Annotated in this window: 28 protein-coding genes; 14 read left to right on the top strand and 14 right to left on the bottom strand. The window is 70.1% G+C overall.

Going from position 1 to position 26,183, the window contains the following annotated elements; translation table 11 throughout:
- Positions 1-34: 34 nt before the first annotated feature.
- A complete protein-coding gene (locus E8A74_RS55530; RefSeq protein WP_136930156.1) occupies positions 35-1,045 on the bottom strand; it encodes a hypothetical protein in 1,011 nt (336 codons plus the stop codon).
- 139 nt (positions 1,046-1,184) lie between these two features.
- Here E8A74_RS55530 and E8A74_RS17505 point away from each other — a divergent pair, with 139 nt between their 5' ends.
- Positions 1,185-1,874 (top strand): hypothetical protein, encoded by a 690-nt coding sequence (locus E8A74_RS17505; RefSeq protein ID WP_136930155.1) that lies wholly within the window; start codon positions 1,185-1,187, stop codon positions 1,872-1,874.
- 318 nt (positions 1,875-2,192) lie between these two features.
- Here E8A74_RS17505 and E8A74_RS55525 read toward each other — a convergent pair whose 3' ends face one another.
- A complete protein-coding gene (locus E8A74_RS55525) occupies positions 2,193-3,605 on the bottom strand; it encodes a serine/threonine-protein kinase (protein ID WP_269749876.1) in 1,413 nt (470 codons plus the stop codon).
- Between the two features lie 313 nt (positions 3,606-3,918).
- On the opposite strand from E8A74_RS55525, the gene E8A74_RS54815 reads away from it, so the two are divergent.
- Genes E8A74_RS54815 through E8A74_RS17485 form a run of 4 tightly spaced genes read left to right on the top strand, consistent with a single transcriptional unit; the run spans position 3,919 to position 6,745 of the window.
- On the top strand, positions 3,919-4,425 hold the full coding sequence (locus tag E8A74_RS54815) for a hypothetical protein (RefSeq protein ID WP_232379614.1): 507 nt from the start codon (positions 3,919-3,921) through the stop codon (positions 4,423-4,425).
- Between the two features lie 13 nt (positions 4,426-4,438).
- Complete coding sequence (locus E8A74_RS54810; RefSeq protein ID WP_232379613.1) at positions 4,439-4,741, top strand: antibiotic biosynthesis monooxygenase; 303 nt, start codon at positions 4,439-4,441, stop codon at positions 4,739-4,741.
- 18 nt (positions 4,742-4,759) lie between these two features.
- Entirely contained in the window at positions 4,760-5,944 is a 1,185-nt protein-coding gene (locus tag E8A74_RS17490) for an iron-containing alcohol dehydrogenase (RefSeq protein WP_136930153.1), read from the top strand.
- A 54-nt stretch (positions 5,945-5,998) separates the two neighbouring features.
- On the top strand, positions 5,999-6,745 hold the full coding sequence (locus tag E8A74_RS17485) for a hypothetical protein (protein WP_232379612.1): 747 nt from the start codon (positions 5,999-6,001) through the stop codon (positions 6,743-6,745).
- A gap of 6 nt (positions 6,746-6,751) precedes the next feature.
- On the opposite strand, the gene E8A74_RS17480 is transcribed toward E8A74_RS17485, so the two are convergent.
- The 4 genes from E8A74_RS17480 to E8A74_RS17465 all read right to left on the bottom strand — a co-directional run bounded on the left by E8A74_RS17480 (position 6,752) and on the right by E8A74_RS17465 (position 10,943).
- Positions 6,752-7,798, bottom strand: a complete 1,047-nt coding sequence (locus E8A74_RS17480) for an arginase family protein (protein ID WP_136930152.1) — start codon at positions 7,796-7,798, stop codon at positions 6,752-6,754.
- Between the two features lie 101 nt (positions 7,799-7,899).
- Positions 7,900-8,457 carry a hypothetical protein gene (locus tag E8A74_RS17475; RefSeq protein WP_136930151.1) on the bottom strand — a complete coding sequence of 186 codons (558 nt, stop codon included), beginning with the start codon at positions 8,455-8,457 and terminating at the stop codon, positions 7,900-7,902.
- Between the two features lie 24 nt (positions 8,458-8,481).
- On the bottom strand, positions 8,482-9,225 hold the full coding sequence (locus E8A74_RS17470; protein WP_170229198.1) for an SDR family NAD(P)-dependent oxidoreductase: 744 nt from the start codon (positions 9,223-9,225) through the stop codon (positions 8,482-8,484).
- Entirely contained in the window at positions 9,222-10,943 is a 1,722-nt protein-coding gene (locus tag E8A74_RS17465; RefSeq protein WP_170229197.1) for a radical SAM protein, read from the bottom strand. Before E8A74_RS17465 ends, E8A74_RS17470 begins: the two co-directional genes overlap by 4 nt.
- An 88-nt stretch (positions 10,944-11,031) precedes the next feature.
- Here E8A74_RS17465 and fabZ point away from each other — a divergent pair, with 88 nt between their 5' ends.
- From fabZ to E8A74_RS17430, 7 genes are read left to right on the top strand one after another with little or no spacing between them, the layout of a single operon-like run.
- On the top strand, positions 11,032-11,499 hold the full coding sequence (fabZ, locus tag E8A74_RS17460; protein WP_170229196.1) for a 3-hydroxyacyl-ACP dehydratase FabZ: 468 nt from the start codon (positions 11,032-11,034) through the stop codon (positions 11,497-11,499).
- Complete coding sequence (locus tag E8A74_RS17455) at positions 11,496-12,752, top strand: beta-ketoacyl-[acyl-carrier-protein] synthase family protein (RefSeq protein WP_170229195.1); 1,257 nt, start codon at positions 11,496-11,498, stop codon at positions 12,750-12,752. The genes fabZ and E8A74_RS17455 overlap by 4 nt, the downstream gene beginning before the upstream one ends.
- Positions 12,743-13,807 (top strand): beta-ketoacyl synthase N-terminal-like domain-containing protein, encoded by a 1,065-nt coding sequence (locus E8A74_RS17450; RefSeq protein ID WP_136930146.1) that lies wholly within the window; start codon positions 12,743-12,745, stop codon positions 13,805-13,807. The genes E8A74_RS17455 and E8A74_RS17450 overlap by 10 nt, the downstream gene beginning before the upstream one ends.
- Positions 13,807-15,084 (top strand): beta-ketoacyl-[acyl-carrier-protein] synthase family protein, encoded by a 1,278-nt coding sequence (locus E8A74_RS17445; RefSeq protein WP_136930145.1) that lies wholly within the window; start codon positions 13,807-13,809, stop codon positions 15,082-15,084. The genes E8A74_RS17450 and E8A74_RS17445 overlap by 1 nt, the downstream gene beginning before the upstream one ends.
- The gene (locus tag E8A74_RS17440; protein ID WP_136930144.1) at positions 15,081-16,271 is read left to right on the top strand and encodes a beta-ketoacyl synthase N-terminal-like domain-containing protein; all 1,191 of its coding nucleotides are present in this window, start codon (positions 15,081-15,083) and stop codon (positions 16,269-16,271) included. Before E8A74_RS17445 ends, E8A74_RS17440 begins: the two co-directional genes overlap by 4 nt.
- Positions 16,268-17,023: an SDR family NAD(P)-dependent oxidoreductase gene (locus tag E8A74_RS17435; protein ID WP_136930143.1), complete on the top strand. Its 756-nt coding sequence runs from the start codon at positions 16,268-16,270 to the stop codon at positions 17,021-17,023. Before E8A74_RS17440 ends, E8A74_RS17435 begins: the two co-directional genes overlap by 4 nt.
- Complete coding sequence (locus tag E8A74_RS17430) at positions 17,020-17,685, top strand: nitroreductase family protein (RefSeq protein WP_170229194.1); 666 nt, start codon at positions 17,020-17,022, stop codon at positions 17,683-17,685. The genes E8A74_RS17435 and E8A74_RS17430 overlap by 4 nt, the downstream gene beginning before the upstream one ends.
- A 6-nt stretch (positions 17,686-17,691) precedes the next feature.
- Here the strand turns inward: E8A74_RS17430 and E8A74_RS52360 are convergent, their stop codons facing one another.
- Both E8A74_RS52360 and E8A74_RS17420 read right to left on the bottom strand, forming a co-directional pair.
- The gene (locus E8A74_RS52360; RefSeq protein ID WP_170229193.1) at positions 17,692-18,540 is read right to left on the bottom strand and encodes a response regulator; all 849 of its coding nucleotides are present in this window, start codon (positions 18,538-18,540) and stop codon (positions 17,692-17,694) included.
- Between the two features lie 58 nt (positions 18,541-18,598).
- Complete coding sequence (locus E8A74_RS17420; protein WP_136930141.1) at positions 18,599-18,937, bottom strand: hypothetical protein; 339 nt, start codon at positions 18,935-18,937, stop codon at positions 18,599-18,601.
- Positions 18,938-19,262: 325 nt separating this feature from the next.
- Between E8A74_RS17420 and E8A74_RS17415 the strand changes: the two genes are divergently transcribed.
- On the top strand, positions 19,263-21,401 hold the full coding sequence (locus E8A74_RS17415; RefSeq protein WP_136930140.1) for a hybrid sensor histidine kinase/response regulator: 2,139 nt from the start codon (positions 19,263-19,265) through the stop codon (positions 21,399-21,401).
- A 15-nt stretch (positions 21,402-21,416) separates the two neighbouring features.
- On the opposite strand, the gene E8A74_RS17410 is transcribed toward E8A74_RS17415, so the two are convergent.
- Genes E8A74_RS17410 through E8A74_RS17385 form a run of 6 tightly spaced genes read right to left on the bottom strand, consistent with a single transcriptional unit; the run spans position 21,417 to position 24,698 of the window.
- Positions 21,417-22,334, bottom strand: a complete 918-nt coding sequence (locus E8A74_RS17410; protein WP_136930139.1) for an STAS domain-containing protein — start codon at positions 22,332-22,334, stop codon at positions 21,417-21,419.
- A gap of 10 nt (positions 22,335-22,344) precedes the next feature.
- Complete coding sequence (locus tag E8A74_RS17405) at positions 22,345-22,737, bottom strand: hypothetical protein (RefSeq protein WP_136930138.1); 393 nt, start codon at positions 22,735-22,737, stop codon at positions 22,345-22,347.
- On the bottom strand, positions 22,734-23,387 hold the full coding sequence (locus E8A74_RS17400; RefSeq protein WP_136930137.1) for a V4R domain-containing protein: 654 nt from the start codon (positions 23,385-23,387) through the stop codon (positions 22,734-22,736). The genes E8A74_RS17405 and E8A74_RS17400 overlap by 4 nt, the downstream gene beginning before the upstream one ends.
- Entirely contained in the window at positions 23,387-23,905 is a 519-nt protein-coding gene (locus E8A74_RS17395; RefSeq protein WP_136930136.1) for a V4R domain-containing protein, read from the bottom strand. The genes E8A74_RS17400 and E8A74_RS17395 overlap by 1 nt, the downstream gene beginning before the upstream one ends.
- Entirely contained in the window at positions 23,902-24,108 is a 207-nt protein-coding gene (locus tag E8A74_RS17390; protein ID WP_170229192.1) for a hypothetical protein, read from the bottom strand. The genes E8A74_RS17395 and E8A74_RS17390 overlap by 4 nt, the downstream gene beginning before the upstream one ends.
- A 20-nt stretch (positions 24,109-24,128) precedes the next feature.
- Entirely contained in the window at positions 24,129-24,698 is a 570-nt protein-coding gene (locus E8A74_RS17385; RefSeq protein ID WP_136930134.1) for a carboxypeptidase regulatory-like domain-containing protein, read from the bottom strand.
- 110 nt (positions 24,699-24,808) lie between these two features.
- On the opposite strand from E8A74_RS17385, the gene E8A74_RS17380 reads away from it, so the two are divergent.
- Positions 24,809-26,173: a M20/M25/M40 family metallo-hydrolase gene (locus E8A74_RS17380; protein WP_136930133.1), complete on the top strand. Its 1,365-nt coding sequence runs from the start codon at positions 24,809-24,811 to the stop codon at positions 26,171-26,173.
- The last annotated feature ends 10 nt before the right edge of the window (positions 26,174-26,183 follow it).

Below are 26,183 nucleotides of genomic sequence, written 5' to 3'. Positions count from 1 at the left end.
AGGCGGTCCGCCGCACATGCGCCGAAGCGCCCGCTCAGAACTGACCGGTCGCCGCGAATCCCGCGAACGTGGGCGCCACCGCCGGCAACACCGAGAAGCCCGTCGTGGTGCGCTTCGTCTTCGACGGAACAAGCGCGTACACCACCGTACCGACAGCAAACACGCCGCCTGCGACGAGCAACCCCGTCCCCACGTTCATGAACGTATCCCTTTGCTCAAGCTTGCCCATCACGAGCGCACACTCGGTCGTATAGTCGTTGCGCTGCGGATGCACAGGATTGCAGACCGCCTCCGGTACGACGTCACGCACAGCGAGGACATCCGACTTCACACCACTTGCCGCCACGAACAACCCCACCCCCACCCCCACCCCCACCACCGCAAGCCCCCCTCCCACCCCGACTGCCACCCAGTTCTTCCCCGCGCCCTCCTCCTTCGCCGCCCCCGCCTTCTCCTCCTTCCCCTCCTCCCGAAGCACCGGCACCTTCACCCGCACCACCGCCCCCTCCCCTTCCGCCACCACCTTCCCCGCCCACCCCTTCTTCCCCGGCGCGCCCGCCTCGATCACCTGCTCCCCTGGATCCACCGGCACCGCCTCTCCCCACACGGCCTCCTCGACCACCTGCCCGTTCCGCCGCACCTCCAGCCCTGCCACCCGCGCCCCCGCCTCCACCTCAATCACCAGCTTCGACAACCTCGGCTGAAGCTCCCCCGCCCGCCTGGACGCTTCCTCCCTCCGCGCCTCGTCGTTCACCACCCGCGCCGCCGACTCCGCCTCCCGGAACGTCGCCCATGCGCTCGCCGTCTGCGCCGCCCTCTCGTAACAATCTCCCAGCGCCAGCAATCTCCCCGGCCGCGGATCCAGCTTCTGGCTCGCTGCGAACTTCGGGCACGCTTCCGCGAGCCGCCCCTCCTTCGCCAGCGCCCGTGCCTCCTGGAACAACGCGTCCGCCGCCGCCCGGTCCGCCGCCGGCCCCGCGTACGCGCGCCCGCTGCACAACGCCGAAACGAACGCAACCCCGACCCATCGCAACGTCGAGCCCATCGCCGCCGCACGTTACCAAGGCGCGCCCACTTCGTCAGCAAACACCTCCGCGGCCGCGTCCGCTTGACGGCCAAGCCCGCACCGCAATACCCTCCCCTGCCCCCGCTCACCGCACCCACGAACGAAGGCGCCCCCCATCATGGCGAACCATACCTACCAGACGTACAACGAAGAGGTGCAACTCGAGGCCTTTCGCGCGGACTTCATCCACCGCGGCGCCATCTGCGGCGCGCTCGACAAGCGGTATCCGGGCCTCGCCGCCATTGGCGCGGAGGCAGAAGCCATCGTCGCGCAGATCGATTCTCGTCGAATCGAATTGCAAAAAACCGAAGACGAGCAGATTCGCGCGCGCGCCATCGAGGACGCCGAGAAGCTCGACGTGCTCGACGTGTATACCGAACTTCGACGCACCATGGCGGTGAAGAATCCCAAGGAGGTGCTCACCCTCCTGCCCGACGCGCCCTCCATCCTCCGCCGCGCCACCGCCGCGACCTTCGCCGAACGGGCGGGCGCCGCCCTCTCGAACCTGAAGGCGCTCCCCGAAGAGCACCCCTTGCGCCTCGCGTTCCTCGGGAAACTCGAGCTGGAGCTCTCCGAGTTCAACGACGCCGACAAGAAGGAAGACGTGGCGCGCCTCGCGATCCAAAGCGGGAAGGTGGCGCTGACGCTCTACAAGTCCGAGCTCTCGGAGACGCGCGAAGCCGAGCTCGGCGCGATCCAGAACCTCCTCAAGGACCAGGAAAAGACGGTCCTCTTCACGCTGCCCTGGCGCAGGACGCGCAAGACGAGCGCCGCGACGGAGCCGGCCGAGGCCGAAGCCACGCCCTGAGCCCAGAGGCGGCGCAGGCGGCATCACAAGCGTCGGAAGACGCACCTGCGATGGTGCGGAGGCGTCCGCAAACGGCTGAGCCACGTCTCCGCGAGGGCGCGGCAGGCGTCGCGAGCGCTTGCGACGGTCTCCGCACCAACGCAGGACGCCTCACAAACGGCTTGCGACACGCGCCGCGGTGCCGCGACACAGGTCCCCGTCGCTCGTCGAAGCTGCCGCACCCCTCACACCGGGCGCAGAAGCCGCTTGCGGGCGTCGCCGCGCCATCGCGGGTGACGTTCCAAGCGATTGCGGCAGCGGAGAAGGCGCTACGAGCGCTCAGGGGGCGTAAAGATCCTCGTTCCGCTTCGCGGGCCGCGGGGGCGTCTTGGCCGGCGCGGGCGGCTTCGAGATCGGGACGGCTTTCGTCGGGCTCACGCCCCCCACGGGCAACACCGTGGGCACGACAGGAGGCGCATCCGCTGCCGCGGCTGCTGCCGCATCCGCCCCCGCATCCACGGCCACCGCTTCCGCGACCGTCGCCGCTCGCGCTTCCGCGACCGTCGCCGCTCGCGCTTCCGTGACCGTCGCCGCTCGCGCTTCCGCGCCCGCATCCGCCGCCGATTCCGGTTTCGCGGAGCTCTTCATGAGCACGAAGACCATGAGCAGCCCCGCCACCACGGCGGCAAGCACGCCCGTCACGATCAACACGACAACCGGCACGGGCCCCGAGCGCCGCGCGGGCGCCGGCCCTGACACCGCCGCAGCCGTCCTCGGCAGTGGCGGCGTAGCCGCCACCGCCGTCGCCGCGGGCAACAGGATCTCCCCCGACAAACCCCCTCGTGATCCCCGCGAAGCGACCACCCGCCCGACCCGCTCCACGTACACCCGCGCATGCGCCGGCGCGTACGGCGCGAGCGCCGCTGCCAGCTCCGCCACGTCGCGAAACCTCTCCTCCCGATTCCGCGCGAGACACCGCAGGATCACCGCCTCGAACCCCGGCGGCGCATCGGGCCTGTACTGCCCAAGCGGCGTCGGTTGCCCCGCCAGCACGAGCCCGCAGACGGCCTGGATCGTCTCCGCATGGAACGGCGTCTTCCCGCAGACGAGCTGGTACAGGATGATCCCGAGCGCCCACACGTCGCTCCGTGCGTCCACGCTCTTCGGCGTGTTCATCTGCTCCGGCGACATGTAGAGCGGCGAGCCGAGCATCTGCGACTCGTGCGTCAGCGCCACGTCCGACGAAGCGAGCTTCGAGATCCCGAAATCCAGCACCTTCACGCACGGCGCGCCGCTCACGTCTTGCGTCAGGAACAGGTTCGCCGGCTTGAGATCCCGGTGCACGATCCCCGCCGCGTGCGCCTCGCCGACGGCCTCGCACGCTTGCAGGACGTACTCGACGGCCTCCTCGAACGGCAGTTGCCTGCGCGCCTTCAGCGTCGCGGCGAGGTCTTGCCCGTCGAGGTACTCCATCACGATGTACGGCGCGTCGTTGTCGTCGGCCCCGACGTCGAGCACACGCGCGACGTGGTTGCTCTTCAGGAGTACGGCCGCGCGCGCCTCGCGGAGGAAGCGCTCGCGTTGCTCCGGGCTCACGACGCGCCCCGTGAGGAGCGACTTCACCGCGACGAGCTGCCCGAGATCCACGTGCCGCGCGGCCACGACGACGCCCATCGCGCCCGAGCCGAGCACACGCTCCACGCGATACTTCCGCGCCAGGAGATCGCCGGGCTTGACGGGCATCTGGCTCATGGAGCGCCATCTCAACCGACCGGAGCGACAAGTCAAGACACGACAGCGCCGCCATTCGAGGCTCCGCCTTCGACGCTCGATTCCCCCACGCTCGTTCGCGCGCGTATTGCCATTTCCGTTGACATCCGAGCGACGTTCCAGCCCGACCGGACCCGCCCCGAAAGACTGTTTGTCCCGCCCGGTTTGTCCCCGGACCCCCCACCCTCCCCTCTGCGGCCTGGACGTCACCATGCATCTTGCGTGCCCCCCCTCACACACACGCCCCTTCGCTTCCTCATGGACTTTGCTCCCGTGTTGTCCGAAAATCGCAGCCGTGAGCAATCCACAAAGACCCCCGGATCGTGGCCCTCGCCGGAGCGATCCGGGCGTCGATGATCCGCGCACGGGCCCGGACAGCCAGCCGCCTACGTCGACGTCGTTCTCGGGTGTGATCGCGCGGGGCTTCGATGCGGTGCCCATCTCGGTGCGGGGGGACAGGGTCTCGCCGCCGAGCGTCCCGTCGAGCCGCCTCCCGCCTTCGTCGGGCACCATGCCCACCACCAGCGGGCCTTCGAGCACCCCGGCGTCGGGCCAACCGAGCTCGGGCGTCCGGCGCACGAAGGGCGGCATCTACCAGGCCGTGCGGCTCCTCGACCAGAAGCACGGCTCGTTCTTCATCTCGCGGCTCATCCTCGTCACCGGCGTCAACCTCCGCAGCTTCGACTCTTCGAGCGTGGACGAGCCCGTCGTCGCCGAGAAGCTCATCAAGGCCCTCCGCCCCTTGCTCTCTCCCGCCGAGCTCGACGGCCTCATGCCCCTGCTCGTCGCGCCGCAACGCTGAAGGGAGCACGCCCGTGTACGTCGTTTGCGTCAAGGTCTCCGTGCTCGCCGATCACGTCGACGCCTTCGCCGAGGCGACGCTCGACAACGCCCGTGGCACGCGCGCCGAACCTGGCAACGTCCGCTTCGACGTCCTCCGGGGCGCGGACGATCCCACGCGGTTTTTCCTGTACGAGGTCTACCAGACCGAGGCCGATTTCAAGGCGCACCAGCAAACGGCGCATTACCTCCGCTGGAAAGAGCGCGTCGCGCCGATGATGGCCGCCCCCCGCGTCGGCGAGAAATACGCGTCCCTGTTCCCCGAGCCCTGGGCCTGACGCCCGCCGCGTGATCCCGTGAAGTTCGCGTTCCGCACGGCGCCCGAAATCCACTTCGGCGCGGGCACCCTCGGCGAAGCGCCGGCGGCCGTCGCCCGCCTCGGCAAGCGTTGCCTCCTCGTCTCCGGCAAACACTCGCTCGAACGCTCCGGCAAGCTCGCGGCGATCGAGGAGGGGCTCCGCGCGCGGGGCGTCGCGATGGCGCGGTTTTGCGTCGACGGCGAGCCGGACCTCGCGGTCGCGGACGAGGGCGCCCGCGTCGCCCGCGAGGGGGGACACGACGTCGTCCTCGCGATCGGCGGCGGAAGCGTGATCGACGCCGCGAAGGCGGCGGCGGCGCTCGCGACGAACGAGGGCTCGGCGCTCGATTACGTCGAGGCCGTGGGCGCCGGCCGCACGATCGAGAAGGCGCCATTGCCGCTCGTCGCCGTCCCCACGACGGCGGGCAGCGGCTCCGAGGTCACGAAAAACAGCGTCCTTCGCGTCCCCGACCTCCGCGTCAAGCGCAGCATTCGCAGCGATCTCATGGTCCCGCGTGTCGCCCTCGTGGACCCTTCCCTCCTCGCCACCGCGCCGAAGAGCGTCGCGGCCTCCTCCGGGCTCGACGCGCTCACGCACCTCGTCGAGGCCTATCTCTCGAGGGGCGCGCAGCCGATGACCGACGTCCTCGTCGTCCCTGGCATCACGCTCGCCTACCGCGCGCTCGTCGCGCTCGCCGAGGATCGCGCCACGGACGAGTCGCACGAGGCCATGGCGCTCGCAGCGTTATGGGGCGGCATTGCGCTCGCCAATGCAGGCCTCGGCGCCGTGCATGGCCTCGTCGCGCCGCTCGGCGGCCTCTGCGGCGTCCCGCACGGCGCCGGCTGCGGTTGCCTCTTGCCCGCCACCTTCGCCACGAACGTCGCGGCCTTGCGCGCCCGCGCGCCCGGGCACCCGGCGCTCGCCCGCGCGCACGAGGTCGCCGACCTCCTTTTGCCCCCGGACGCGCCCGATCGCAGCCCCGAGCGCGCCGCCGACGCGTTTCAAGGTTTACGCGACAAACTCGGCGTCCCGCCGCTCCGATCGTATGGGGTCGGCGAGGCCGACCTCGCCTCCATCCTCGCGGGCTCGCGGGCGGGCAGCATGCGTTCGAATCCGATCGAGCTCACGGACGCTGAGCTCGAAGAAATCCTCGCTCGCTCGCTCGGCCCGGCGGCGGCCTGAGCGCTTCGCTCATCCCGCTTCACGGCGGCCCCGGGTCTTTGCTAGGGTTCGCCCATGCGACATTCGATGGCCCTGATTCTGCTCGTCCTCGTCGGTTGTGGGTCGAGCACTCCTCCGGCCGAGGAGCCGAAGACCGAGACCCAGGCGGAAGCTGCCACGGACACGAAGACCGAAGCTGCCGACGCGCCCAAGGCCGAGGAAGAGCCCAAGGGGATCCCCGAGGCCTGCGTGGGCGACGACAAGGCCGCGTGTGTCATGCCGAAGGGCTTCGTCAAGCGCCTTTGCAACGGCGTCTACCCGGAGCTCGCGCTCTTTCTCTTCCAGAAGGGCTCGCCCTGGCGCCGCGCCTATGTCTCCGCGAAGGAGGTCGCGCCGTTCAACGGGCTCGGCGGCCCGAGCGCCGAGGAGAAGCTCACGCTCGACGAGGAGCTGCTCGTGCTCAGCCAGATGAAGGCGAACACGGGCGGCATGCAGGTGAGCGGCGCGACGGGCAGCGTCGACGTGCTCCGCTGGGACGGCACGTGCGCGACCTTGTCCACCGAGGAGGTCCGCTTCCAGGCCCCGTCGAAGCCCAAGCACGCCGTCATTCCTTGGCGCATCCTCGAGGACGCGACCCAGGAGGCGCTGAAGCAAAACGAGGCGCTCGGGAAGGTGGCCATCGAGCGCAAAAAGGAATGCAAGGGCGCGACGATGGGCGCGGTCTCCGCGAAATGCGAGAAAGCCGATAAAGCGCTGAACGATCTCGTCGTGGACGCCGTGCGGACCGGGACGACCGTGCCCAAGCCCGCCAAGGTCCCTTGATTCGATTCAGCGCAGCTTCGCCTTGCCCTGGCTCGCGAGCGTGAGCCCGATCAGCTTGTAGAGCAACCGCGCCCCCACGTTCGCATCCCACTCGTCGCCGTCCGGCCCCGGGGCGACCTCGTTGAGGTCGAATCCCACGATCGTGCGTCCGGACCGCACCACCTCGCCGATCACGTACACCGCCTCGTGAAAATCGAGCCCGCCGGGCACGGGCGTGCCCGTGTGCGGGCAATACCGCGGATCGAGCCCGTCGACGTCGAACGAGACCCACACCTCGCGGGGCAGGGCCTCCACGATCTCCCGCGTGACCGTGGCGAACGTCTCGCCCCCCATCTTGCGCCGCGCGAGGTCACGATCAAAAAACACCCGCGCGCGCTCGCCTTGCGACGCGACGAACGCCATTTCCTCCTCGCACACGTCGCGGATCCCGACCTGAACGAGCTTCGCGACGCCCGGCGCGCGCGTGAGCACGTTGTGCATGATCGAAGCGTGCGAGAAGGTAAAACCTTCGTAGGCACCGCGCGTGTCCGAATGCGCGTCGAAATGCAGGACGCCGAGCCCCGGGCGCCGCCGCGCGAGCACCTCGATCGCGCCGAGCGGCACCGCGTGGTCCCCGCCCACGACGCCCACGATCTTCCCCTTCGCCACGAGCCGCTCCGTCTCCGCCTCGACCCGCGCGTTGAGCTTCGCGCCGAGCTCGTTCACCCGCGCAAGCGCCGCGCGGAGCTCGTCCGTCTCGATGACGCCGCCCACCTCGATGATCTTCTGCGCGAGCGCCCGCCCTTCCTCGTTCCAGCGGACGATCTCTTCGGCCTCGTCCTGCATGAAAATGCCGGGCGCATAAGGCTTTTCCACGTCGAGGTCGTAGAGGTCCACCTGCCGGCTCGCCGCGAGGATCGCCGCGGGACCGCCGGACGTGCCGCCGCCGTACGAGGTCGTCACTTCCCAGGGGACGGGCACGAGCACGACGGCCGCCTCGTCCTCCGCGAAAGGCAATCCATAAATGCCGGAGTCCGCGGCCGCGGGCGCGTTGGGATCAAACGAAACGGTCATGACGGCAGCCTCTAGCACGATCGACCGTTTGACGCTTGGGGCTACGCTCGGACGAGCCGAGCTACGCCCCAAACCCCCGCTCGGGGAGGCGCCCCGATGCTCTATCCGCCTTCCGCGGCGCTCTCGTCCTCGGGCCGCCGGAGCCGCTCGACGATCGCGGCATTGAGGTCCTGCGCGGTCCACTCCTTCGGCAGCCAGGAACTCGGGATCCAGTACACCTTGTCGTGCGTTTGCACGGCGATCGATTTGGGCCACTCCGGCGGCTGCAGCCCGACCGAAACGATGTCGCGGATCGGCACCGTGATCACCCGCATCGACATCGGGCGTCCGTAGGGGAGCGACAAGGATTTGCCGCCGAGGACGAGCTCGAAGGGTTCGATCTGCGAGAAGCGCACGATGCCGAGCAGGCCCATCACGCTCAGGCCCGCGGAGAGCACGCCGAGCACCGCGTAAAACACGTCCGCCCCGTCCGCCTCGAAGTGCAGAATGCCGTTCAGGATGAGGCCCCGGTCGTTGACGCTCGAACGATGAAAGAAAAACGCAGCGCAGAGGGCGAACAGGAGGAAGCTCGGGACGAGCTGCCGGTAGGGCTTGCGGAGGGGGATCTGGATCTTCGGCTCGCTTCGCTTCTTCCGCTTCGTTTTCTCGGGTTCTTCCACGCGACGTTCTCCCTTTGCGTACCCTTACACCGCTCCGTCCACCAGAATGGTCGCACCATTCACGTACGACGACCGGTCCGACACCAGAAACGCCGCCATCTCGGCGACCTCCTGGAACGTGCCGAGCCGCCCGAGCGCGGTATGCCGGAGGTACTCGTCGAGCCGACCTTTGGGCAAATTCACGCTGACCCCGCCCTCCAGGACGCCGGGCGCGAGGTTGTTCACGGTAATCCCGTACCGCCCGATCTCCTTGGCGAGCGACTCGGTGAACCCCTTGATGGCCGCCTTCGCCGTGCTGTAATGCACCGGCGCCTGCATCATCTTCACCCCGGCGAGCGAGCCGATGTTGAGGATCCGCCCGCGCCGGAGCTTGACCATGCCCCGCAGGACGGCCTGCGTAGCGAGGAACGTGCCTTTCACGTTCGTATCCATCACGCGGTCCCAGTCGTCCTCATCCATCAAGGCGAGCGGCACCACGTCGGAGACGCCCGCGTTGTTCACGAGGATGTCCACGGTCCCCACCGCGCCCTCCATCTCCTTCACGGCCGCGGCGAGCCCCTGTTTGTCAAGGACGCTCGTTCGAAACGAAAACCCCCGCACCCCGTGCGCCTCGATCTCGGCGAGCGTCTCCTTCGCCTCGACCTCCGATTTCGTCCAGTTGAACCCGACGTGCGCCCCTTCGCGGGCGAGCGTCACGGCGATCGCCCGCCCGAGGCCCTTGGCGCCGCCCGTCACCAGGGCGATGTGCCCTTCACAAAGCTTCGTCATGAACTCACGATCGAAAGACGCGTCGTCCCGTTTTCCTTGACCCAGGGCTTCTTGCCCCAGGACGGCGTCTGCGTCCCCGGCCCCTTCGCCGCGCCGCGGTGGAACATGTTGAAGCCACACGCCGGCATGATCCGCCCGTCCGTCTGCGGGTAATGGTGGCAGCATTTGCGCAGCCGTTCGAGATCGAAATCGTGCCGATCCATGTAATGGTGCAGGAAGATCGATTTCGCCTGCTGCTCACCGATGAGCAAGCTCTCCTTTTGCGTCATCGGCCGATCCGGGAACATCACCTTCAGCGTGCGCTTGAGCGCCGCGAGGATCTCCGGCCCGCGCTCGATCTCATCCTGCCGCGCGTAGACGTCGTAGAGCACGTCCTGGAGCGTCTGCTCCATCTCCGGCGTCGCGGGGAGCGTCGCGCTCGAACGGAGGAGCGAGCCGTGCTTCGTGAAATCGACGAACCGCGAGAACGGCAGGAACGTCCCGTCTTCGAGGCGGAGCAGGTACGTGAGCGACACGCATTGCGGATGCGAGCAGGGCAGCGGAAAAAAATCCTCCACCTTGAGCTTGCCGCCCGTCTGCTCGTCCACGCGCCGCACAACGCCCGGGATCGTGAGCCGATCCATCGCATCGTGGCCGAAGAGGCCCCCGCCGTGGCCCGTGTACGCGGCGGGTTGGAAGTTCAGCGACAGGAAATGGTCCTCCGAAAGAAAGAGCTCGACGACCTTTCCGATCTGATCGTCGTTCACCCCGCGCGTCGCCACGAAGATGATCTGCGTCGGGATCTGGAGCTCGCGCAGCACCGCGAGCGCCGCCTCCTTCTCCTTCACGAGGTCACGCCCGCGGATCTTCTCGTGGGTATCGGCGGTAAAACCGTCGAGCTGCAGGCCCACGTAAGCGCCGCTCTCCTTGAGCGCCTTCGCGAAGGCCCGGTCCTTGCCGAGCCGGATGCCGTTCGTGATGACCACGACGCGGCCGATCTCGGGGCGGCACGCGATGCGCACGAGCTCGAGGATCTGCGGGTGGCTCGTGGGTTCGCCGCCGGAGAGCGCCACCGACTCGCACTGCCCCTCGTTCACCACGAGGGTGTCGATCATGCGCGCAAACGTGTCGAGATCGATGTGGTTCGAGTACTGGTTGTCGACGATGCAGATCGGGCACTCGAGGTTGCAGTGATCGGTGACCTCGATGATCGGCAAGCAGGTGTGCTGCTCGTGATCATTGCAGGTCCCACAATCCGTGGGACAGCCGTGCTCGACCTTCGTGGCGAACTTGAGCGGCTCGGTGCCCGCGCGGGCGAACGCATACGCTCGCACGTAATATTTCGCGTCCTCCGAGACGAGCGCCTCCGAAGGGCCACACGCCGCGCAGTTTTTCTTGAAATACACGCGACCTTCGCGGATCACGACCTTCGCGGGCAGCAGCGTCAGGCAACTCGGGCAGGTGGACGTCGTCTCCTTGAACTCGATCTCGCCCTCGAACCCCTCAGGCACCTCGCCCCGGGCGAGGAAGCCGTCGACATAGGCATTTGCAGTGCCAGGAAGAATTTCTTCCGAAGGCCCACACGTGGGGCAAAGCAAGAGCCGCACGGGGCTGTCGCCGCGGAGCACCACGCGCCCCTCGTGCGTCTCGCGGCACGTCGGACACGCCGCCCGCTCGTGGTGGAAAAACGTATGCGGACGGTCCTGTCGGGTCGGAGTGATACAGCTAACGCAATCCATGGCGCTCCCCTCGTGAGCACGCATCTTACCTCCTTTGGGACCTCGGCCGTCAATTCGAGCCGGAGGAGCTCTGCTAGTCTCGCGGCACGTGCGTTACCTGCTCCTCGATCGGATCACGCGGCTCGAACCGCCGCGCCTCGCGACGGGTGTCAAGTGTGTGTCGCTCTCCGACGACACCTTCGCGGACCATTTCCCAGGGCACCCCATGATGCCCGGCGCGCTCGTGATCGAGGCGCTCGCGCAGCTCGGCGGCGTGCTGCTCGAAGCGACCCGGCGCGCCGAGGGGCATGAGGACGTACACGCGCTGCTCACGATGATCGATCACGCCCGCTTCCGGCGCGTCGTCCGGCCCGGGGACAAACTCGAGCTCGAAGCGGAGACGATCCTCGCCCGTGAAGAAGGCGGGCAGGTGAAAGGCAAAGCGCGGGTCGACGGCGAGGTCGTGGCGACGGCCGAGCTCGGCTTCGCGTTCACGCGCGTGACGAACCCGAAGGTCCTCGCGCGGCGGCGCGAGGTGCTCGACATATGGCTGACCGGAGCCGCGGAGGAGCCTTGAAGCGGCGTGTCTTCGTGCGGGGTCGAGGCGCGATCACGCCGCTCGGCGAGACGTGGCCCGCGTCGAGGGACGCGCTCGCCGAGGGCCGATCGGCCGTCGCGCCCGTCCAGCATTTCGACGTCGAAGGATATCCGTCGCAGGTCGCGGCGACGGTCCCCTTTCCACTCGGCGCTTGGGGGCTACGCTCGGACAAGCCGAGCTACGCCCCCAAACCCCCGCTCGACGAAGCCGAGGATCGCCGCCTCGCGCTCGCCCGGCGCGCCGCAGACGAGGCGTGGGCCGAGGCGCGGGTAAGCGCCGCGCCCTCGCGGATCGGCGTGTTCGTCGGCGCCGAGAGCGGACGGGCCACGTACAGGACGATCTTCGCGCTCTCGCGCGCGGCGGGCGGCGGCGCGCGCTTCGATCACGCGCGCTTCGGCGAGGACGCGCGGGCCCTCGCGACGGCCGTGCACGCAGCCGCAGTCTCGCCCGCCGCGGTCGCCTCGGCGCTCGCGGCGCGCATCGGCGCCGAGGGCCCCGTCGAGACGATCTCGCTCGCCTGCGCGTCGGGCGCAGCCGCGATCGTCTCGGCCACGCAAGCCATCCGGCTCGGGCTCTGCGACGTCGCGCTCGCGGGCGGCGTGGGCGCGGACGTCGATCCGTTCATGCTCGTAGGATTCGGCCTGCTCGGCGCGCTCAGCGCGCGCGGCGTGTCGTGCCCGTTCGATCTGCGGCGGGACGGGTTCGTCGTGGGCGAAGGCGCGGCGTTCGTGGTGCTCGCGGCGGAGCGGGGCGACGCGCGCGCCGAGGTCGCGGGGGCCGCGCGGACGCTCGACGCGTTTCACCTGACGGCGCCCGATCAAGCGGGAGACGGGGCCGAGCGGGCGATGCGCGGCGCGCTCGACGACGCGGGCCGCGTGGCGATCGGGTACGTCCAGGCGCACGGGACGAGCACGCAGCTCAACGACGCCGTGGAGGCCGCGGCGATCCGGCGGACGCTCGGCGACGCGCTCCCGAACGTGCACGTCGGCGCGGTGAAAGGCGCGGTCGGGCACTGGGTGGCGGGCGCGGGGGCGATCGGCTTCTTGTGCGCGCTCGAAGCCGTCGAGGGAGGGATCTGCTTGCCGACGGCGGGCCTCACGGAGCCCGATCCGGCGTGCGTCTTGCCCCATGTCGTGGGCGCGGCGAAGCGAAAACCCGTGGAAGCAGCGCTCGTCAACGCCTTCGCGTTCGGCGGCGCCAACACGAGCCTCGTGGTGAGCCGATGCGCCTAGACGGAAAGGGCCTCCCCGTGATCGCGGTCTCGACGCTGACCGCAGCGGGCCTCGCGGGCCGCGGGCTCGCCCAGCGCGTGCTCGAAAAGAGCCTCCCGCGCCCGTCCGAGCTCGCCCCGCCCGCGCCGTCGCGGCCCGAGGACATCCGGCAAAAGAAGCTGATGTCGCGGGCCGCGTGGTTCTCGGCGCTCGTGATGCGCGGCGCGCTCGAAGAGGCGCGGTGGGACGAGGCGCGCGCGGAGATCGGCGCGTTCTTCGGCGTCGGCGCCTCGGGCGCGGAGATGGACGAGGTCGCGCGGCTCGTCGCGGCGAGCATGGAGGACGGCCAGTTCTCGCTCGCGCGGTGCGGCCGCGAGGGGCTCGACGCGTGCAACCCCCTCTTCGCGTTCCAGATCATGAACAACTTCACGCTCTGCCACGGGGCGATCCTCGAAGGCCTCGCCGGCCCGAACGCCGCGTTTTTCTCGCGCGGCACGGGCACGGTGACGGCGCTCGAAGAGGCGTGCGCCGCGATCATGTCGGGCGCGTGCGAGCGCGCGCTCGTCGGCGGCGCGGACACGGCCCTGCACCCGGTCACGATGGCCGAGCTCGAACGAGAAGGGTTCTTGCGGCAAGGGCTCACGCCGGCCGAAGGCGCCGCGGCGCTCGCGATCACGAGCACGGCCGAAGCGCCGCTCGGCTACGTGGAAGCGGTGCGCGTGTTTCCCGTCGAGCGCCCGCGCGGCACGCTCGTGCCCCGCACAGGCGTCTTGCGCGACGCGGCCGTGCCGGCCGCGCTCGACGCGCTCGAAGATCAGCCGTGCGACGTGGTCGTGCTCGCGCCCTGGGGCGCGCCTGCGCGCGAGGCGCTCCTGGATCTGCCCCAGGTGCTCGAAGCGGAGCTCTCGGTGGACACCTCGCTCACCCTCGGCGAATCCCTGGCCGCGACGCCCGCGCTCGCCTGGGCGGTCACGCTCGACCTGCTCGCGCACCTCGACAAACCGCGCGCGCTCGTGCTCTCCGCGGGCCCGGACGGGGATCTCGGGGTGGTCGTGCTCGCGAAAGGGGGCGCGTGATGGGCCGGCGGCGCGCGGTGATCACGGGCGTCGGCGCCGTCAGCGCGTTCGGCGTCGGCTACGACGCGCTCGCGAACGGCCTCGCCGCGGGCCGGAGCGCGATCGGCCCGATCCGAAATTTCGATGCGCGCACCTTCCCCACGCGTGTCGCGGGCGAGGTGCCGATCGAAAAAACAAGCGCCTCGCTCCTCGAAAAACACCGCGGCGTCCTGCTCCACATCGGCGAGGCCGCGGCGTGGGAGCACTCGGGCCTCCTGCGGGATCGCAAAGTGTGTTTTGGCCTCATCGCCGCGGCCGAGGCGTGGCGCCATGCGCGGTGCGGGACGGCCGAGCGCAGGGCCGCGCTCTCCATCGGGCTCGGGCTCGAACAGGCGTTCCTGGAGGACTTCGCGGATCAGCTCGACGGCGACGAGATCCGCATCGGCGCGGGGGATCTCGCGGGCCCGGAGGGCGTTCGATTCCGCTCGCGTGTCGACCTCACGGCCGAGAAGATCCGCGGCGTGCTCGGCCTGTCGGGCCGCGTCGCCGTGCACGTCTCGGCTTGCGCGGCGGGCGGCACGGCCGTCGCACACGCGGCCTCGCTGATCGAGCGGGGCGCGGCCGACGTCGTCCTTTGCGGCGCGGCCGACTCGATGGTCAACCCGCTCGGCATCGGTGGCATGTCGCGCCTCGGCGCCCCCTCGCCGCGCGCCGAGCCCTCGGCGTGCAGGCCCTTCGATCGGCGGCGCGACGGGCTTGTCGTGGGCGAGGGCGCGGCGATGTTCGTGGTCGAGGAGGAGGGGCGGGCGCGGACGCGCGGCGCGGATCTCCTCGCGGTCCTCGCCGGCTCCGCGACCACGCAGGACGCCTACCGCGCGACGGCGCCCCGCCCCGACGGATCGCGCGCGCTCGCGGCCATGGAACGAGCTGTTCGTCGTGCCAACCTCGCGCCTTCGGACATCGGGTACGTCAATGCCCACGGCACGGGGACACCGCTCAACGACATGGCCGAGGCGAAGGCGATCCGCGCGCTCTTCGGCGACGTGCCCACGTCGAGCATCAAGGGCGCCGTCGGCCACCTGATGGCCGCCGCCGGAGCGATCGAGCTCGCCGCGTGCTTGCTCCCCTTCACGCGGGACCTGCTCCCCGGGACGGCGCATTTCGAGGAGCCGGATCCGGAGTGCCCGATCCACGTGATCGGCCCCCGGCCCCTCCAGCGACGCGTCGAGTACGTGCTCTCGAATTCCTTCGGGTTTGGCGGGCAAAACGTCAGCGTGGTCCTCGGGAGACCTCGATGACGCACGCGGGCCGGATGGCCGTGACGGGGTGTTCCCTGCGCACCCCGCTCGGCGACGACGCCCGGGCCGTGCTCCGGAGGCTGCTCGCGGGCGAGCGCGCGGCGGCCCCGAACGCCCATTTCGACGCGAGCACCTACACCTGCCGCCTCGCCGCCACGATCCCCGGCGCGCCGCGGCCGACGAAGCACCGCAAATTCGTCAAACGGATGGGGCTCTTCGGCATGGAGGTCGGGGCCGAGGCCCTCGCCCGCGCGGGCACGCCGGCGAAAGGCGCGCGGCTCGGGCTTTTTTGCGGCTATGGTGGCTTGCGCGCGCACTGGGACGATCTGATGCCCGTGCTCGAACGACAAACGGGCGACGCGCGCGCGACGGGCGCATGGGCGCAGGGGTTTTCCTTGCTGCACCCGTTCTGGATGCTCTTTCACCTGTCGAACAACGCGCACGCGCTCCTGTCGATCGACGTCGGCGGCAAGGGCGACGGCACGACCACGGCGGGCTCGAACGCGGGGGCGCAGGCGCTCCGGGCGGCCAGCATCGCCCTCGCCGTCGGCAGCGTCGATGCGGCGCTCGTCTTCGCGTACGACACGCTCGTCGAGCCGGAGACGCTCCTCTCGCTCGGCATGTCCGGCGCCGCGACGAGCGCCGCGACCACGGAGGCGGTCGTCGCCCCGTACGACGAGGGCGCGGCGGGGTTCGTGCCCGGCGAAGCGGCCGCGGCCGTCGTGCTGGAGCGGCCCGACGACGCGGGGGATCGAGCGCTCTCGTTCGTCTCGGCTGCGGCGACGGCCGACGGCGCCGAAGGCTTTCCCAGCCCGCGCGCGCTCGCCTCCCTCGCGGCCGGTCTCTCCGTGGGCGACATGATCGTCGATGGCGCTGCGCTCGCCTCGCCCGAGCGCGATACGGCCGAACGGGCGGCGCTCGCCGACGTGCTCGGCCCGTCCGCGACGCTGCTCGCCTTGACGGCTTCCACGGGCCAGCTCGGCGGCGCGACGGCGGTCGTGCAGGCGATCCTGCTCGCCGAGGCGCTCCGCGCGGGCGCGCTGCCGCCCATCGCGGGCCTCGATCGTCCTTCGGCGGGCCCGCTCCGCCCGCTCGCCCGCGCCGAGGAGACACGCGCCCGCTCGGCCCTGGCCCTCTCGGCCGGCATGCCGGGGCTCGCCGGCGCCCTGCGCGTGGAGGTTCCATGAGCGAGCCCAAGGAGCGCTCCCGCGTCGCGCTCGTCACGGGCGCCTCGCGCGGGATCGGGCGCGCCGTCGCGGAGGCGCTCGGGCGGCGCGGATATGCCGTCGCCGTCGATTATCGCCACGACGAGGACGCGGCCCGGCAGACCGTGGCCGCCGTGGAGGCGCACGGGGCGCGGGCCGTCGCTCTTCGCGCCGATGTCTCGCGCCCCGCGGAGGTCGCGGCCCTCTTCGAGCAAGCGGAAACTACGCTCGGGCCGCTCGACGCACTCGTCTGCAATGCCGGCGTGACGCGCGACGGCCTCCTCGGCGCGAGCACGGACGACGATTACGATCACGTCTTCGACACGAACGCCGCGGGTGTCGTCGCCTGCTGCCGCGAGGCCGCGCGGCGCTTCATCTCGCGGCGGCGCGGCGTGATCGTCAACGTCTCCAGCGTGGCGGCGCAACGCCCGGGCCGCGGGCAGTCGCTTTATGCTGCGTCGAAGGGCGCCGTCGAGTCGTTCACCCGCGCGCTCGCGGTCGAGCTCGCGCCGCGCGGCGTGCGCGTGAACGCGGTGGCGCCGGGCCTCGTCGAGACCGACATGACGGCCGAGCTCCGGGCCCTCGCGCCCGACGAGCTCGCGAAACGCATCCTGCTCAAGCGTGTTGGCCGGCCCGAGGAGATCGCGGCGGTGGTCGCCTTCCTCGTCTCGGACGAGGCGAGCTACGTGACGGGACAGATATGGAACGTGGACGGCGGATTCAAGCTGGAATGAGCGGCCCGGGCGGGGTGCAGGGCCCGGGGATGCTGGCGTGGCTCGAAACGCGGCGGTCGCGCCGCGAATTCGCGGACGAACCTGTCCCGAAGGAGGTGCTCGCCCGGCTCGTGCAAGCTGCGATCACGGCGCCCTCGAACACGAACCGGCAGCCCTGGCGCTTCACGGTCGTCACGGCCGCAGACAAACGCAAGCAAATCGCCGCGGCCGTGCGGGCGCGGGCCGACGAGATCAAGGCCATCATCCACCGCGGGCACCACGCCGAGGATTTCGCCAATTACGGCGATTTTTTCCACGAGCCGCTGGAGAGCGCCGCGGCGATCGTGGTGCCTCAATGGCGTGACTATCCCGACCTCATCGCCGACCTCATCACCTCGGGCGGCGGGGATCCTGCGCAGTACCACACGGCCCGCAGCATGCAGGCCGAGCTCTGCTCGACGAGCGCGGCCGTGATGGCGATGCTGCTCCAGGCGCACGCCGAGGGCCTCGGCGCTTGCTGGATGGCCGGCCCTATGATCGCGAAGCCCGAGATCGAAGCGCTGCTCGGCATCAAGGAGCCGTTCCGGATGGTCGGCGCCGTGGCGATCGGCTACCCCCTCGGCGACGCGCCGCCGCCCGGGCGAAAGCCCATCGATCGTGTCGTGCAATGGGTGGAGGACTGACGCGCTTCAATCCTCGGCGCGTTCGCGCGTCGCCTCGACCACCATCAGCGCGACCCGCTCGACGCGGCCCTCCACGCACACCGGATAACAACTCGCGAGCGCGCGGCGGTCCGCCTGCCAGCCGACCTCCACGTTCAAGAGCGGCTCGCCCGTGGCGAAGACCTGCCGAACGCGCTCGGCGAGCAGGACCGTGTCCGCTCCCTCGGGGAGGATCTCGGCCAGCGGGAGGCCGAGGGGGGCCTCCGCGGGCGCGCCGCTCCTCGCCGCGGCGAAGGGGACATTGATGCGCTCGCAACGCAGGTCCGCGTCGACGACGGCGATGCCGATCGGCGATCGCCCGACCACCACGTCGAGCACCGACGCGCTCCTCGTGGCCTCGGTCTGCGCGCGCCGCTCGCGGGCGACGAGCTCGACACGCTCCCGCTCGAATTGCATGGCCTCGCGCATGCGATTGACCTCGCCGCGGCGCCAGAGGTCGGCCAGCGCCGAGACCTTCGCGCGAAGCACGTCGGGGCTGAACGGCTTGGGCAAGTAATCCAACGCGCCGTGCGCATATCCTTTGGCTTGATAGCTGTCGTCGCGGTGGATCGCCGAGATGAAGATGATCGGCACTTCTTTCGTGCGCTCGCGCCTGCGGATCAGCGCGGCGACCTCGAATCCGTCCATGTCCGGCATCTGGACGTCGAGCACGATGGCCGCGAACTCCTCGCGGAGCAGGTGCGTCAGCGCCTCCTTGCCCGAGCTCGCCCGCACGAGGTGCATCCCGAGCGGTTCGAGCACGGCCTCCAGGGCGAGCAGGTTCGAGGGATGGTCATCGACGAGCAGGATGCTGGGGACGAGGGAGCGCGGTGTCATGGGGTCTCGGTTCCTTGCTCATGAACAACCTTTCGGCACGTGCGTTCGAGCAGGCCTGTCATGGAGCATTGTTGCCACGGAAGCTTTCGAGGGCGGCTTGCTCGAGGAGCACGAGCACGATCTTGTCGTCGGCCCCCGCGACGCACGGAACGAAGCCGATGGGCCTTTCCATGGTGCGGAGTGCCCGAGCGACCCGCGCGGGCCGGTCGTCCCCGCGCGCGGCGGCCATATCGACGAGCACCTTGGCGGCGCGCTCCGTCGACTCGACGGCGCATTCGATGTCCCCCGCGTCCAGCCCCTCCTCCCTGCACAACACCAGCACCACGGGATCGGGGACACGTGTGGAGCGAAAGGCGTGCGCGAGCGGACCTGTCAGCGACGTCTCGAGAACGCGCATGAGGAAACTCGTGAGAGACCCGTCACCTACGGGAAGCACCTTCATTCCAGGAGTGACGATAAGCCACGGACGCACGGCCAGCCATGCGGACCCAGCCCCAGTGATGGGTCGGGATTCTCCCGTGGCGCTTCGGATTTTGGAGGATCCCACCTCCATCGACGCCACATCGTCTCGGACGAAACCCAACATCTGCGGATTGGCATACCATGCCCAACAACAGCCGAGGTCGATGAAGATTCTTTCGAATCCGTAACGGTTCCAATTCACAAATGTTTTACACTCGGGGCTGCGACGACGTCCCACCCTGTGTGCCGTCCCTGACCTCATGAGCCAGGACATCTGCCCGCCGTCCACACCACCCCCCGTCCCCTGCGTGCTCCTCGTCGACGACCACCCGGCGAACCTGCTCGCCCTGGAAGTCGTGCTGGAGCCCCTCGGGCTGCATTTGATGCGCGCGAGCTCGGGCCGAGACGCGCTCCGGCAGCTCTTGAGCAACGAGTTCGCGGTCATCGTGCTCGACGTCCAGATGCCGGACATGGACGGGTTCGAGACCGCCGACCTGGTCCGCAGGCTCGAACGCACGCGGGACATCCCGATCATCTTCGTCTCGGCGATCCACCGCGACGACGCCTACCAGGCCAAGGGGTATGCGCACGGCGCGGTCGACTACCTGCCCAAACCCTTCAACCCGGACGTGCTGCGGGCCAAGGTCGCCGCGTTCGCCGAGCTCTGGCGCCGCGCCGAGAACCTCCGCGTCCGCGAGGCCGAGCTCTTCGAACGGGAGCGGGCCGACCTCGTCGCCCGCGAAAAGCGCGCCCAGGCCGAGGCCGCGAGCAGCGCCGCCGTGCTCGACGCCGTCGTCGCGGGCGCGCCCATCGGCATCGCCATCTTCGACGCGCACCTGCGCTGCGAGCGCATCAACGCGGCGCTCGCAGCGATGCACGGCGTGCCCGCCGACGCGCACGTCGGGCGCACGCTGGCCGAGACGCTCCCCGAAGGCCCCGAGACGGCCACCACCATCGAGCGCCTGGAGCGGGTCTTCGACACGGGCGAGCCCCTGCTCAACCTCGAGGTCGCCCGGCCCCTCCCCGGACGGTCGAGCCATCAATACTCGCTCACGAGTTACTTTCCCGTGCGCGTGGAGGGACGCGTCGCGCGCGTGGCCATGACGGTCGTCGACGTGACGGCCCTCCGCGCCGCCGAGGCGCGCGCCGCCGCCAAGCGCCAGAACCTGCACCGGCTGATGAGCGTGGCCGCGGCCCTCTCGGAGGCGCACACGAGCCTGCAGGTGGCCGAGGTGGCGGTGAGCCAGGGTCGCGCGCTCCTCGGCGCCGAACGGGCCGCCCTGGGCGTGCTCTCGGAGGGAGAGACGGCCACGCTTTTGCAAACGGTCGGCTACGACGAGGCGCAGATCGCGCGCTGGGCGAGCGTCCCGCTCTCCCACCCGATCCCGATGACGGACGCGATCCGGGAGCGACGCCCGCTCTACTTCGAGTCCGCCGCCGCGGTGGCCGAGCGATATCCCGAGATCGCGCCTTTGCGTTCTCCCGGCGACGAGGCCCTGGCGGCCGTCCCCCTGCTCTTCGAGGAGCGCGGGCTCGGCTCCCTGGTCCTCGCCTTCGACGAACGCCGCGGGTTCAGCGAGGCGGACCGGGCGTTGCTCACGACGCTCGCGCGCCTCTGCGCGCAGGCCATGGAGCGCGCGCGCCTCTACGACGCCGAGGCCAGCGCGCGCGCCGAGGCGGAGACCGCGAACCGCGCAAAAGACGAGTTTCTCGCCCTCCTGAGCCACGAGCTGCGCAGCCCCCTCAATGCCTCGCTCGGCTGGACGACGATGCTCCGCGACAACATCCTCCCCGCCGAGAAGCGGGAGCGCGCGCTCGCCACGGTCGAGCGAAACATCCGCGCGCAGGTCGCGCTCATCGAGGACTTGCTCGACGTCTCGCGTATCGTCGCGGGCAAACTCCACCTGAACAGCATCCAGACGCTCGAGCTCGCGGGCGTCGTCGAAGCGGCGATCGAAGCCGTCCGCCCGGCGGCGGAGGCCAAGACGATCCGCGTCGAGGGCCAGATCGAGACCCAGGAGCGCGTCCAGGGGGACCCGGTCCGGCTGCTCCAGATCGTGACGAACCTGCTCGGCAACGCGATCAAGTTCACGCCGAAGGGCGGCTGGGTGCGCGTGCATCTGCGCCGCGTGGACGGGTCGATCGAACTCTCCGTCACGGATGACGGTCAAGGCATCCCGCCGGCATTCCTTCCGCACGTGTTCGACAAGTTCAAGCAGGCCGACAGCGGAATGACCCGCGCGCACGGCGGCCTCGGCCTCGGCCTCGCGATCGTCAAGCACCTGGTCGAGCTGCACCACGGGACCATCACCGCGCACAGCGAGGGGACCGGCAAGGGCGCCGTCTTCGTCATGCGTGTGCCCCTCCCGTCGTCGCCCACGTCGTCGCGGCTGCGCTGAGCCCGGCGGCGGGGTTTATCCCGCGCTGCGCTGGCGGCGCATTCCGGCGCCGCGGCCGAGCCGCGCGAAGCAATGGCGCAGGCCGTATTTCACGCTCCGCAGCAGGCGGAGGTGCTCGAACCGCACGTCGAGGTGGAGCAAAGAAACGGCGACGGCCGGGCGAATGCCGGTCAGGATGCACTCGGCGCCCACGAGCTCCACGGCGCGCACGAGATCCAGCAAATGACGCGCGCTGTTCGTGTCCATCGTATCGACGCCGGTCCAGTCGATGATCACGAAACGCGAGCCCCTCGCGACGACCGCGTCGAGCAGCCGCGACGTGATCTCCGCGCCGCGCCGATCGTCCACCGCGCCGATCACAGGGAGCGCGAGCACGTCCTCCCATACCTCGATGATGGGCGTCGAGAGCGCGTCAATCCCGGCCTCCAGCCGATCGATGAGCGCGCGTTTCTCGTCGTCGCTCGCCACGATCGCCTCGTCGAGCTCGCGCAGGATGTCCTTGTGCTCGGTCACGTCGCGGGTCACGGTCACCGCCGCGCGCACCACGCCGTCCGCGCCGAAGAGCGGGCGCGACGACTGCGAGATCCACGTGCCGGGGCCCTCTTCGCCGGTCGCGCCGAGCAGGCTCTCCAGGTTCTCGACCACCTCGCCGCCGAGCGCCCGCCGCGTCGGATCCCGCTCCGGGGGCGCCGGCGACACGCCATCCGAGACGAATACACGCCGCGCCCCGGGCTCGCCCGCGATGGCCCGCATATGCGCGTTGTACATGCGGCGCCGGCCCGACGTATCCTCGACGATCACGCCCACGGGCATCTCGTCGATCACGGCCCGGAGCAGGTCGAGCTCCTCGGCGAGGAGCTGCCGGGCCTGCATCTCCTCGGCGAGCCGCGCCTCGAGCGCCGCGATTCGCGACTGCATGTCCACGACGTCCACGTTGGCCCTTCTACCCCGCTTGTCGCGTGTTTGCCAGGCAGGAGCCGTGATTCAGCATGCCGTCGAGGACCTCGGCGATCTCGCGCGCGGTTTGCGCTTGCCACGTGAGGTCCGTTGCAAGGCGAGGCATCAGAATCGCGCGGCCCGCGCGCGGCGCGACCGTGAGCTGAAATGCGCCCGGCGCCTCGATCACGTAAAACGTGGGCCGCTCGCGGAGCTCCCCGCGCGACGCGATCCAATCGCGAAACGCCGAAGGAAATGGCTCCTTCGTCACGATCTCGAACTGATCCCGCCGGATGCAGCCGTAACGCCGCGTGAGCCGCACGCGGCCGACGTCGACCACGTCGAGGACCTCTCCGTACGAAGCGACGCTCCGCCGGTCTTGCCCGGCGTCCGCTGTCATCCCTGCATTCGCTCCACGACGAACTCGCAGTGCGAATCACCCTTCGCGGCGCAAAGACGCTCGCGGGAACGGAAGGATCGCGGGTCGCTGAACACCTCGCGATAAAGCTCCTCGGTGAGCGCGGGCCTGCGCGTGATGTCGCCCTGGTAGACGAGGTTCATGAGCCCCGCCATCCCGCCGTTCGCCAGGAAGCAACGTGGCCCGTCGGTCCGCGGATACGATTCGAGGTACCCGGACGACTCATAACTATCGCGCAGCTCGACGACGAGCCGCTCGTCGGGCAGGAGCTCGGCCACGCGAAAACGGCCCCAGCCGAACGCGTTCACCACCGCCATCATGCCGCGGACCCAATCCTCGCGGCTCTCGATCATCGGCTGGACGAGCGCGTCCCACTCGACCGACGACATGATCCCGCCGAACGTGTGGAACGCGCAGACATGCGCGGCTTCCGTGAGAAGCGCGACCGCGTCCTCCGTGAGCTCGGGGTTTTCCCGGACGAGCGCGCCGAGGACGCCGAACGAGATCCGGTTGTAGAAATCCGCGTAATGGTTCGTCAGGTAAAGACCAAACGCCGGGATGAGGCCCTCCTCGTTGCCGGCGAGGCCCATTCCGGTGACGGTCTCGACGATGACGCGCTCGTCAATGGCCATCACCACACCTCCACGCGAAAGGAGCACCGCTCATCCCCCGCGGCGACGCACTCGACCTCCCGGCTCGTGACCCGCTCGGGCGCGAGGCGGTAGGCGACCGCGACCGCGCCGGCGAGGAACCCCGCGGCGAAGAAGCACCCCGGCGCGGGCCGCTTGCCCCAGCGCGAGACCCAGCCGACCGCATAATGTGAATGGTCGAGCGTCGCCTGCCCGCCGCCCTCGCCGAGCTGACGGACGTCGACCCGGCCAAACCCTTGCGCCGCGAACGTGTCCGCCGCGCGCTGCAAGACGCGCGCGGCCGAGCCGCTCTGCGCCTCGCCTTCGCGCCCTTGCAGCATCGAGCGCGAGGCCTCCATCCCCGCCGCCACGAGCAACCTCGGCGCCCGCTCCTGCAGGGCGTCCTCGATCGTGCGCTGGAGGAAGACGTTGTAATGGTGACAATGGAACACAAGACGGCGTCCGCCGAGCGTGGTGATGCCGCGCTCGAGGTCCGCCTGCGGAGCGAGGTGAAAGCTCATCGTTTTGCCTTCCTTTCGTGTTCCAGGATCTCCCGCGCGCAGACCCACGCGCGCGCGACGAGCTCCGGGTCGTCCGGGATCGACTCGGCGTTGCGCGACAATGCGCGCCCGACGAGCAAGTTGAGCCGCGCCAGCTCCACCACGGCGCTCCCGCGGGCACGCCCGCGAACGAATTCCACGACCTGCACGAGCTCCTTGCCCACGCCCATGTCTCCGTTGCCGGCTAGAGCCGGCGCCAATCCTCGCCGTGGAAATCGGGGAACGTGACCGAGCATTGGCCCGGGTCGATCCCCGTGATGCGCGCCCGGCCCTCCGCGTCGAGCATCCCCTCGCGCGTCGCGCCGTCCGGCAGCTCGACGCGGTATCGCTTGAACGGCACGGGCTTCGGCGGATCGTCGTCGTCCACGAGCTCGATGCCGAACCAGGTCTTTTCCTCCCGTGCTGCGACCTTCTCGCCCTTCGGCTCCTCCTTGCGGCCGCCCGCCGCGAGGACGAACTGCATCTCCATCTTGAACGCGCGGAGCTCGCCCGCCTCGAACGCCCGCCGGACGCGCGCGCGCTGCGCGGCGAACGAGGCTCCTTCCCGCGCGCCGAGCGGCCCCGCGAGGAAGGCCGTGATGTCGGCGACGAGGGCGTGCGCGCGGGGTTCGTCCGGGAACCAGCCATCGACGAACCAGGCGGCGAGCCCCCGGGCGACGGACGACGCGCCCTCGGGCACGGCGCCGCCGCCGAGGCGCGGCACGATCCATACGACGTCCGAGAGCGTGCTGATGCGCCATTTCTTGCCGTGCATGATCTCGCGCCTCGTACCGTTCGAGGATACGCGCTCTTGCAGGCGCTCGGCAAGACGGCCGTCGGAAAGCCCTACCCTCGCGCCGCGTGGTTGATAGGATGCGCACCGCCATGACGTCCGCTTCCGCGCAGGATCCCTCCCCGCAAACGCCCGATCGTGAGCTTGGCGAGCACGCGTTCCGACTCTGCCAGACGCTCCTCCGCATCGACACCACGAACCCGCCGGGCCGCGAGCGCGCCGCGGCGGAGGTCGTCGCCGGCGAGCTCGCCGCCGCGGGGCTCGAACCGATCACCCTCGAGAGCGCGCCCGAGCGCGCGAACGTCGTCGCGCGCCTGCGCGGCACGGGCGAGCTGCCTCCGATCCTGCTCACGGCGCACCTCGACGTCGTCGAGGCCGAGGCCTCGGCGTGGAAACACCCGCCGTTCTCGGGCGCCGTCGCGGACGGCTGCCTCTGGGGGCGCGGCGCGATCGACATGAAGAACATGGCCGCGATGTCGGTCGCGATCCTCACGCGCCTCGCCCGCGAGAAGACGCGCTTGCGCCGCGACGTCATCTTCGCGGCCGTCGCGGACGAGGAAGCGGGATGCGACTACGGCTCGCGCTTCCTCGTCGAGAACCACCCCGACCTCGTGCGCGCCGAATACGCGATCGGCGAGAGCGGCGGCTACACGCTGCACCTCGGCAAGGCCACGTTTTACCCGATCCAGGTCGCGGAGAAGGGCCTCTGCTGGGTGCGCGCGCGTGTCCGCGGCGAACCCGGGCACGGCTCGATGCCGCGCGAGGATTCGGCCGTCATCAAGCTCGCGGACGCCATCGCGCGGCTCGGCGAAACGCCGCTGCCCGTGCACGTCACGCCCTACGTCCGTGATTTCGTGGACGGCCTCGCGGCCAAGCAACCCGCGCCGCTGCGCGCCCTCCTGCGCCGGCTCCTCCACCCTGCGATCGCGCCGCACGTCCTGCGCGCCTTGCCCGATCGTATGATCGCGCGGAGCTTCGGCGCGATGCTCTCGAACACGGCGTCGCCGACGATCTTGCGCGCGGGCACGAAGGTGAATGTCATCCCCGGCTTCGCCGAGGCCGAGATCGACGGGCGCACGCTGCCCGGCCAAACCGAGGCCGATTTCCTGCGTGAGCTCGGCGCGGTGCTCGGGCCCGAGGTCTCCCTGGAGATCGTGAAGAGCGCGCCGCCCACCACGACCGACCCCGTCGATTCCCCGCTCTTTGGCACGATCCGCGCGGCGATCCTCGACCGCGAGCCTGGGGCCACCGTCGTGCCCTACATGATCCCGGGCTTCACGGACGCGAAGTATTTCACGCAGCTCGGCGCGAAATGGTACGGATTTTCCCCCGTGAAGATGCCGAAGGGCCTGCGTTTCGCCGACCTCTTCCACGGCCACGACGAGCGCATCCCGGTCGACGGGTTGAAATGGGGGACCGAGGTCCTCTTCGACGTCGTGCGCAGGTTTTCCCAGTAAAACGCTCTCC

It is taken from the genome of Polyangium fumosum, assembly GCF_005144585.1.
Classification (GTDB): Bacteria; Myxococcota_A; Polyangia; order Polyangiales; family Polyangiaceae; genus Polyangium; species Polyangium fumosum.
Note: the sequence above shows the minus strand (reverse complement) of the source record. Positions and strands in the feature narration are given on the sequence as shown.

Coding starts and splice junctions, on each gene's coding strand:
- E8A74_RS17480 (WP_136930152.1), bottom strand. CDS start 7,798: ATGACCGTTTCGTTTGATCCCAACGCGCCCGCGGCCGCGGACTCCGGC.
- E8A74_RS17470 (WP_170229198.1), bottom strand. CDS start 9,225: ATGACGAAGCTTTGTGAAGGGCACATCGCCCTGGTGACGGGCGGCGCC.
- E8A74_RS55525 (WP_269749876.1), bottom strand. CDS start 3,605: ATGAGCCAGATGCCCGTCAAGCCCGGCGATCTCCTGGCGCGGAAGTAT.
- E8A74_RS17435 (WP_136930143.1), top strand. CDS start 16,268: ATGAGCGAGCCCAAGGAGCGCTCCCGCGTCGCGCTCGTCACGGGCGCC.
- E8A74_RS17450 (WP_136930146.1), top strand. CDS start 12,743: ATGCGCCTAGACGGAAAGGGCCTCCCCGTGATCGCGGTCTCGACGCTG.
- E8A74_RS55530 (WP_136930156.1), bottom strand. CDS start 1,045: ATGGGCTCGACGTTGCGATGGGTCGGGGTTGCGTTCGTTTCGGCGTTG.
- E8A74_RS17395 (WP_136930136.1), bottom strand. CDS start 23,905: ATGAGCTTTCACCTCGCTCCGCAGGCGGACCTCGAGCGCGGCATCACC.
- E8A74_RS17465 (WP_170229197.1), bottom strand. CDS start 10,943: ATGGATTGCGTTAGCTGTATCACTCCGACCCGACAGGACCGTCCGCAT.
- E8A74_RS17405 (WP_136930138.1), bottom strand. CDS start 22,737: ATGACAGCGGACGCCGGGCAAGACCGGCGGAGCGTCGCTTCGTACGGA.
- E8A74_RS17430 (WP_170229194.1), top strand. CDS start 17,020: ATGAGCGGCCCGGGCGGGGTGCAGGGCCCGGGGATGCTGGCGTGGCTC.
- E8A74_RS17385 (WP_136930134.1), bottom strand. CDS start 24,698: ATGCACGGCAAGAAATGGCGCATCAGCACGCTCTCGGACGTCGTATGG.
- E8A74_RS17420 (WP_136930141.1), bottom strand. CDS start 18,937: ATGCGCGTTCTCGAGACGTCGCTGACAGGTCCGCTCGCGCACGCCTTT.
- E8A74_RS17445 (WP_136930145.1), top strand. CDS start 13,807: ATGGGCCGGCGGCGCGCGGTGATCACGGGCGTCGGCGCCGTCAGCGCG.
- E8A74_RS17440 (WP_136930144.1), top strand. CDS start 15,081: ATGACGCACGCGGGCCGGATGGCCGTGACGGGGTGTTCCCTGCGCACC.
- E8A74_RS17505 (WP_136930155.1), top strand. CDS start 1,185: ATGGCGAACCATACCTACCAGACGTACAACGAAGAGGTGCAACTCGAG.
- E8A74_RS17400 (WP_136930137.1), bottom strand. CDS start 23,387: ATGGCCATTGACGAGCGCGTCATCGTCGAGACCGTCACCGGAATGGGC.
- E8A74_RS52360 (WP_170229193.1), bottom strand. CDS start 18,540: ATGACACCGCGCTCCCTCGTCCCCAGCATCCTGCTCGTCGATGACCAT.
- E8A74_RS17380 (WP_136930133.1), top strand. CDS start 24,809: ATGACGTCCGCTTCCGCGCAGGATCCCTCCCCGCAAACGCCCGATCGT.
- E8A74_RS17415 (WP_136930140.1), top strand. CDS start 19,263: ATGAGCCAGGACATCTGCCCGCCGTCCACACCACCCCCCGTCCCCTGC.
- E8A74_RS17485 (WP_232379612.1), top strand. CDS start 5,999: ATGCGACATTCGATGGCCCTGATTCTGCTCGTCCTCGTCGGTTGTGGG.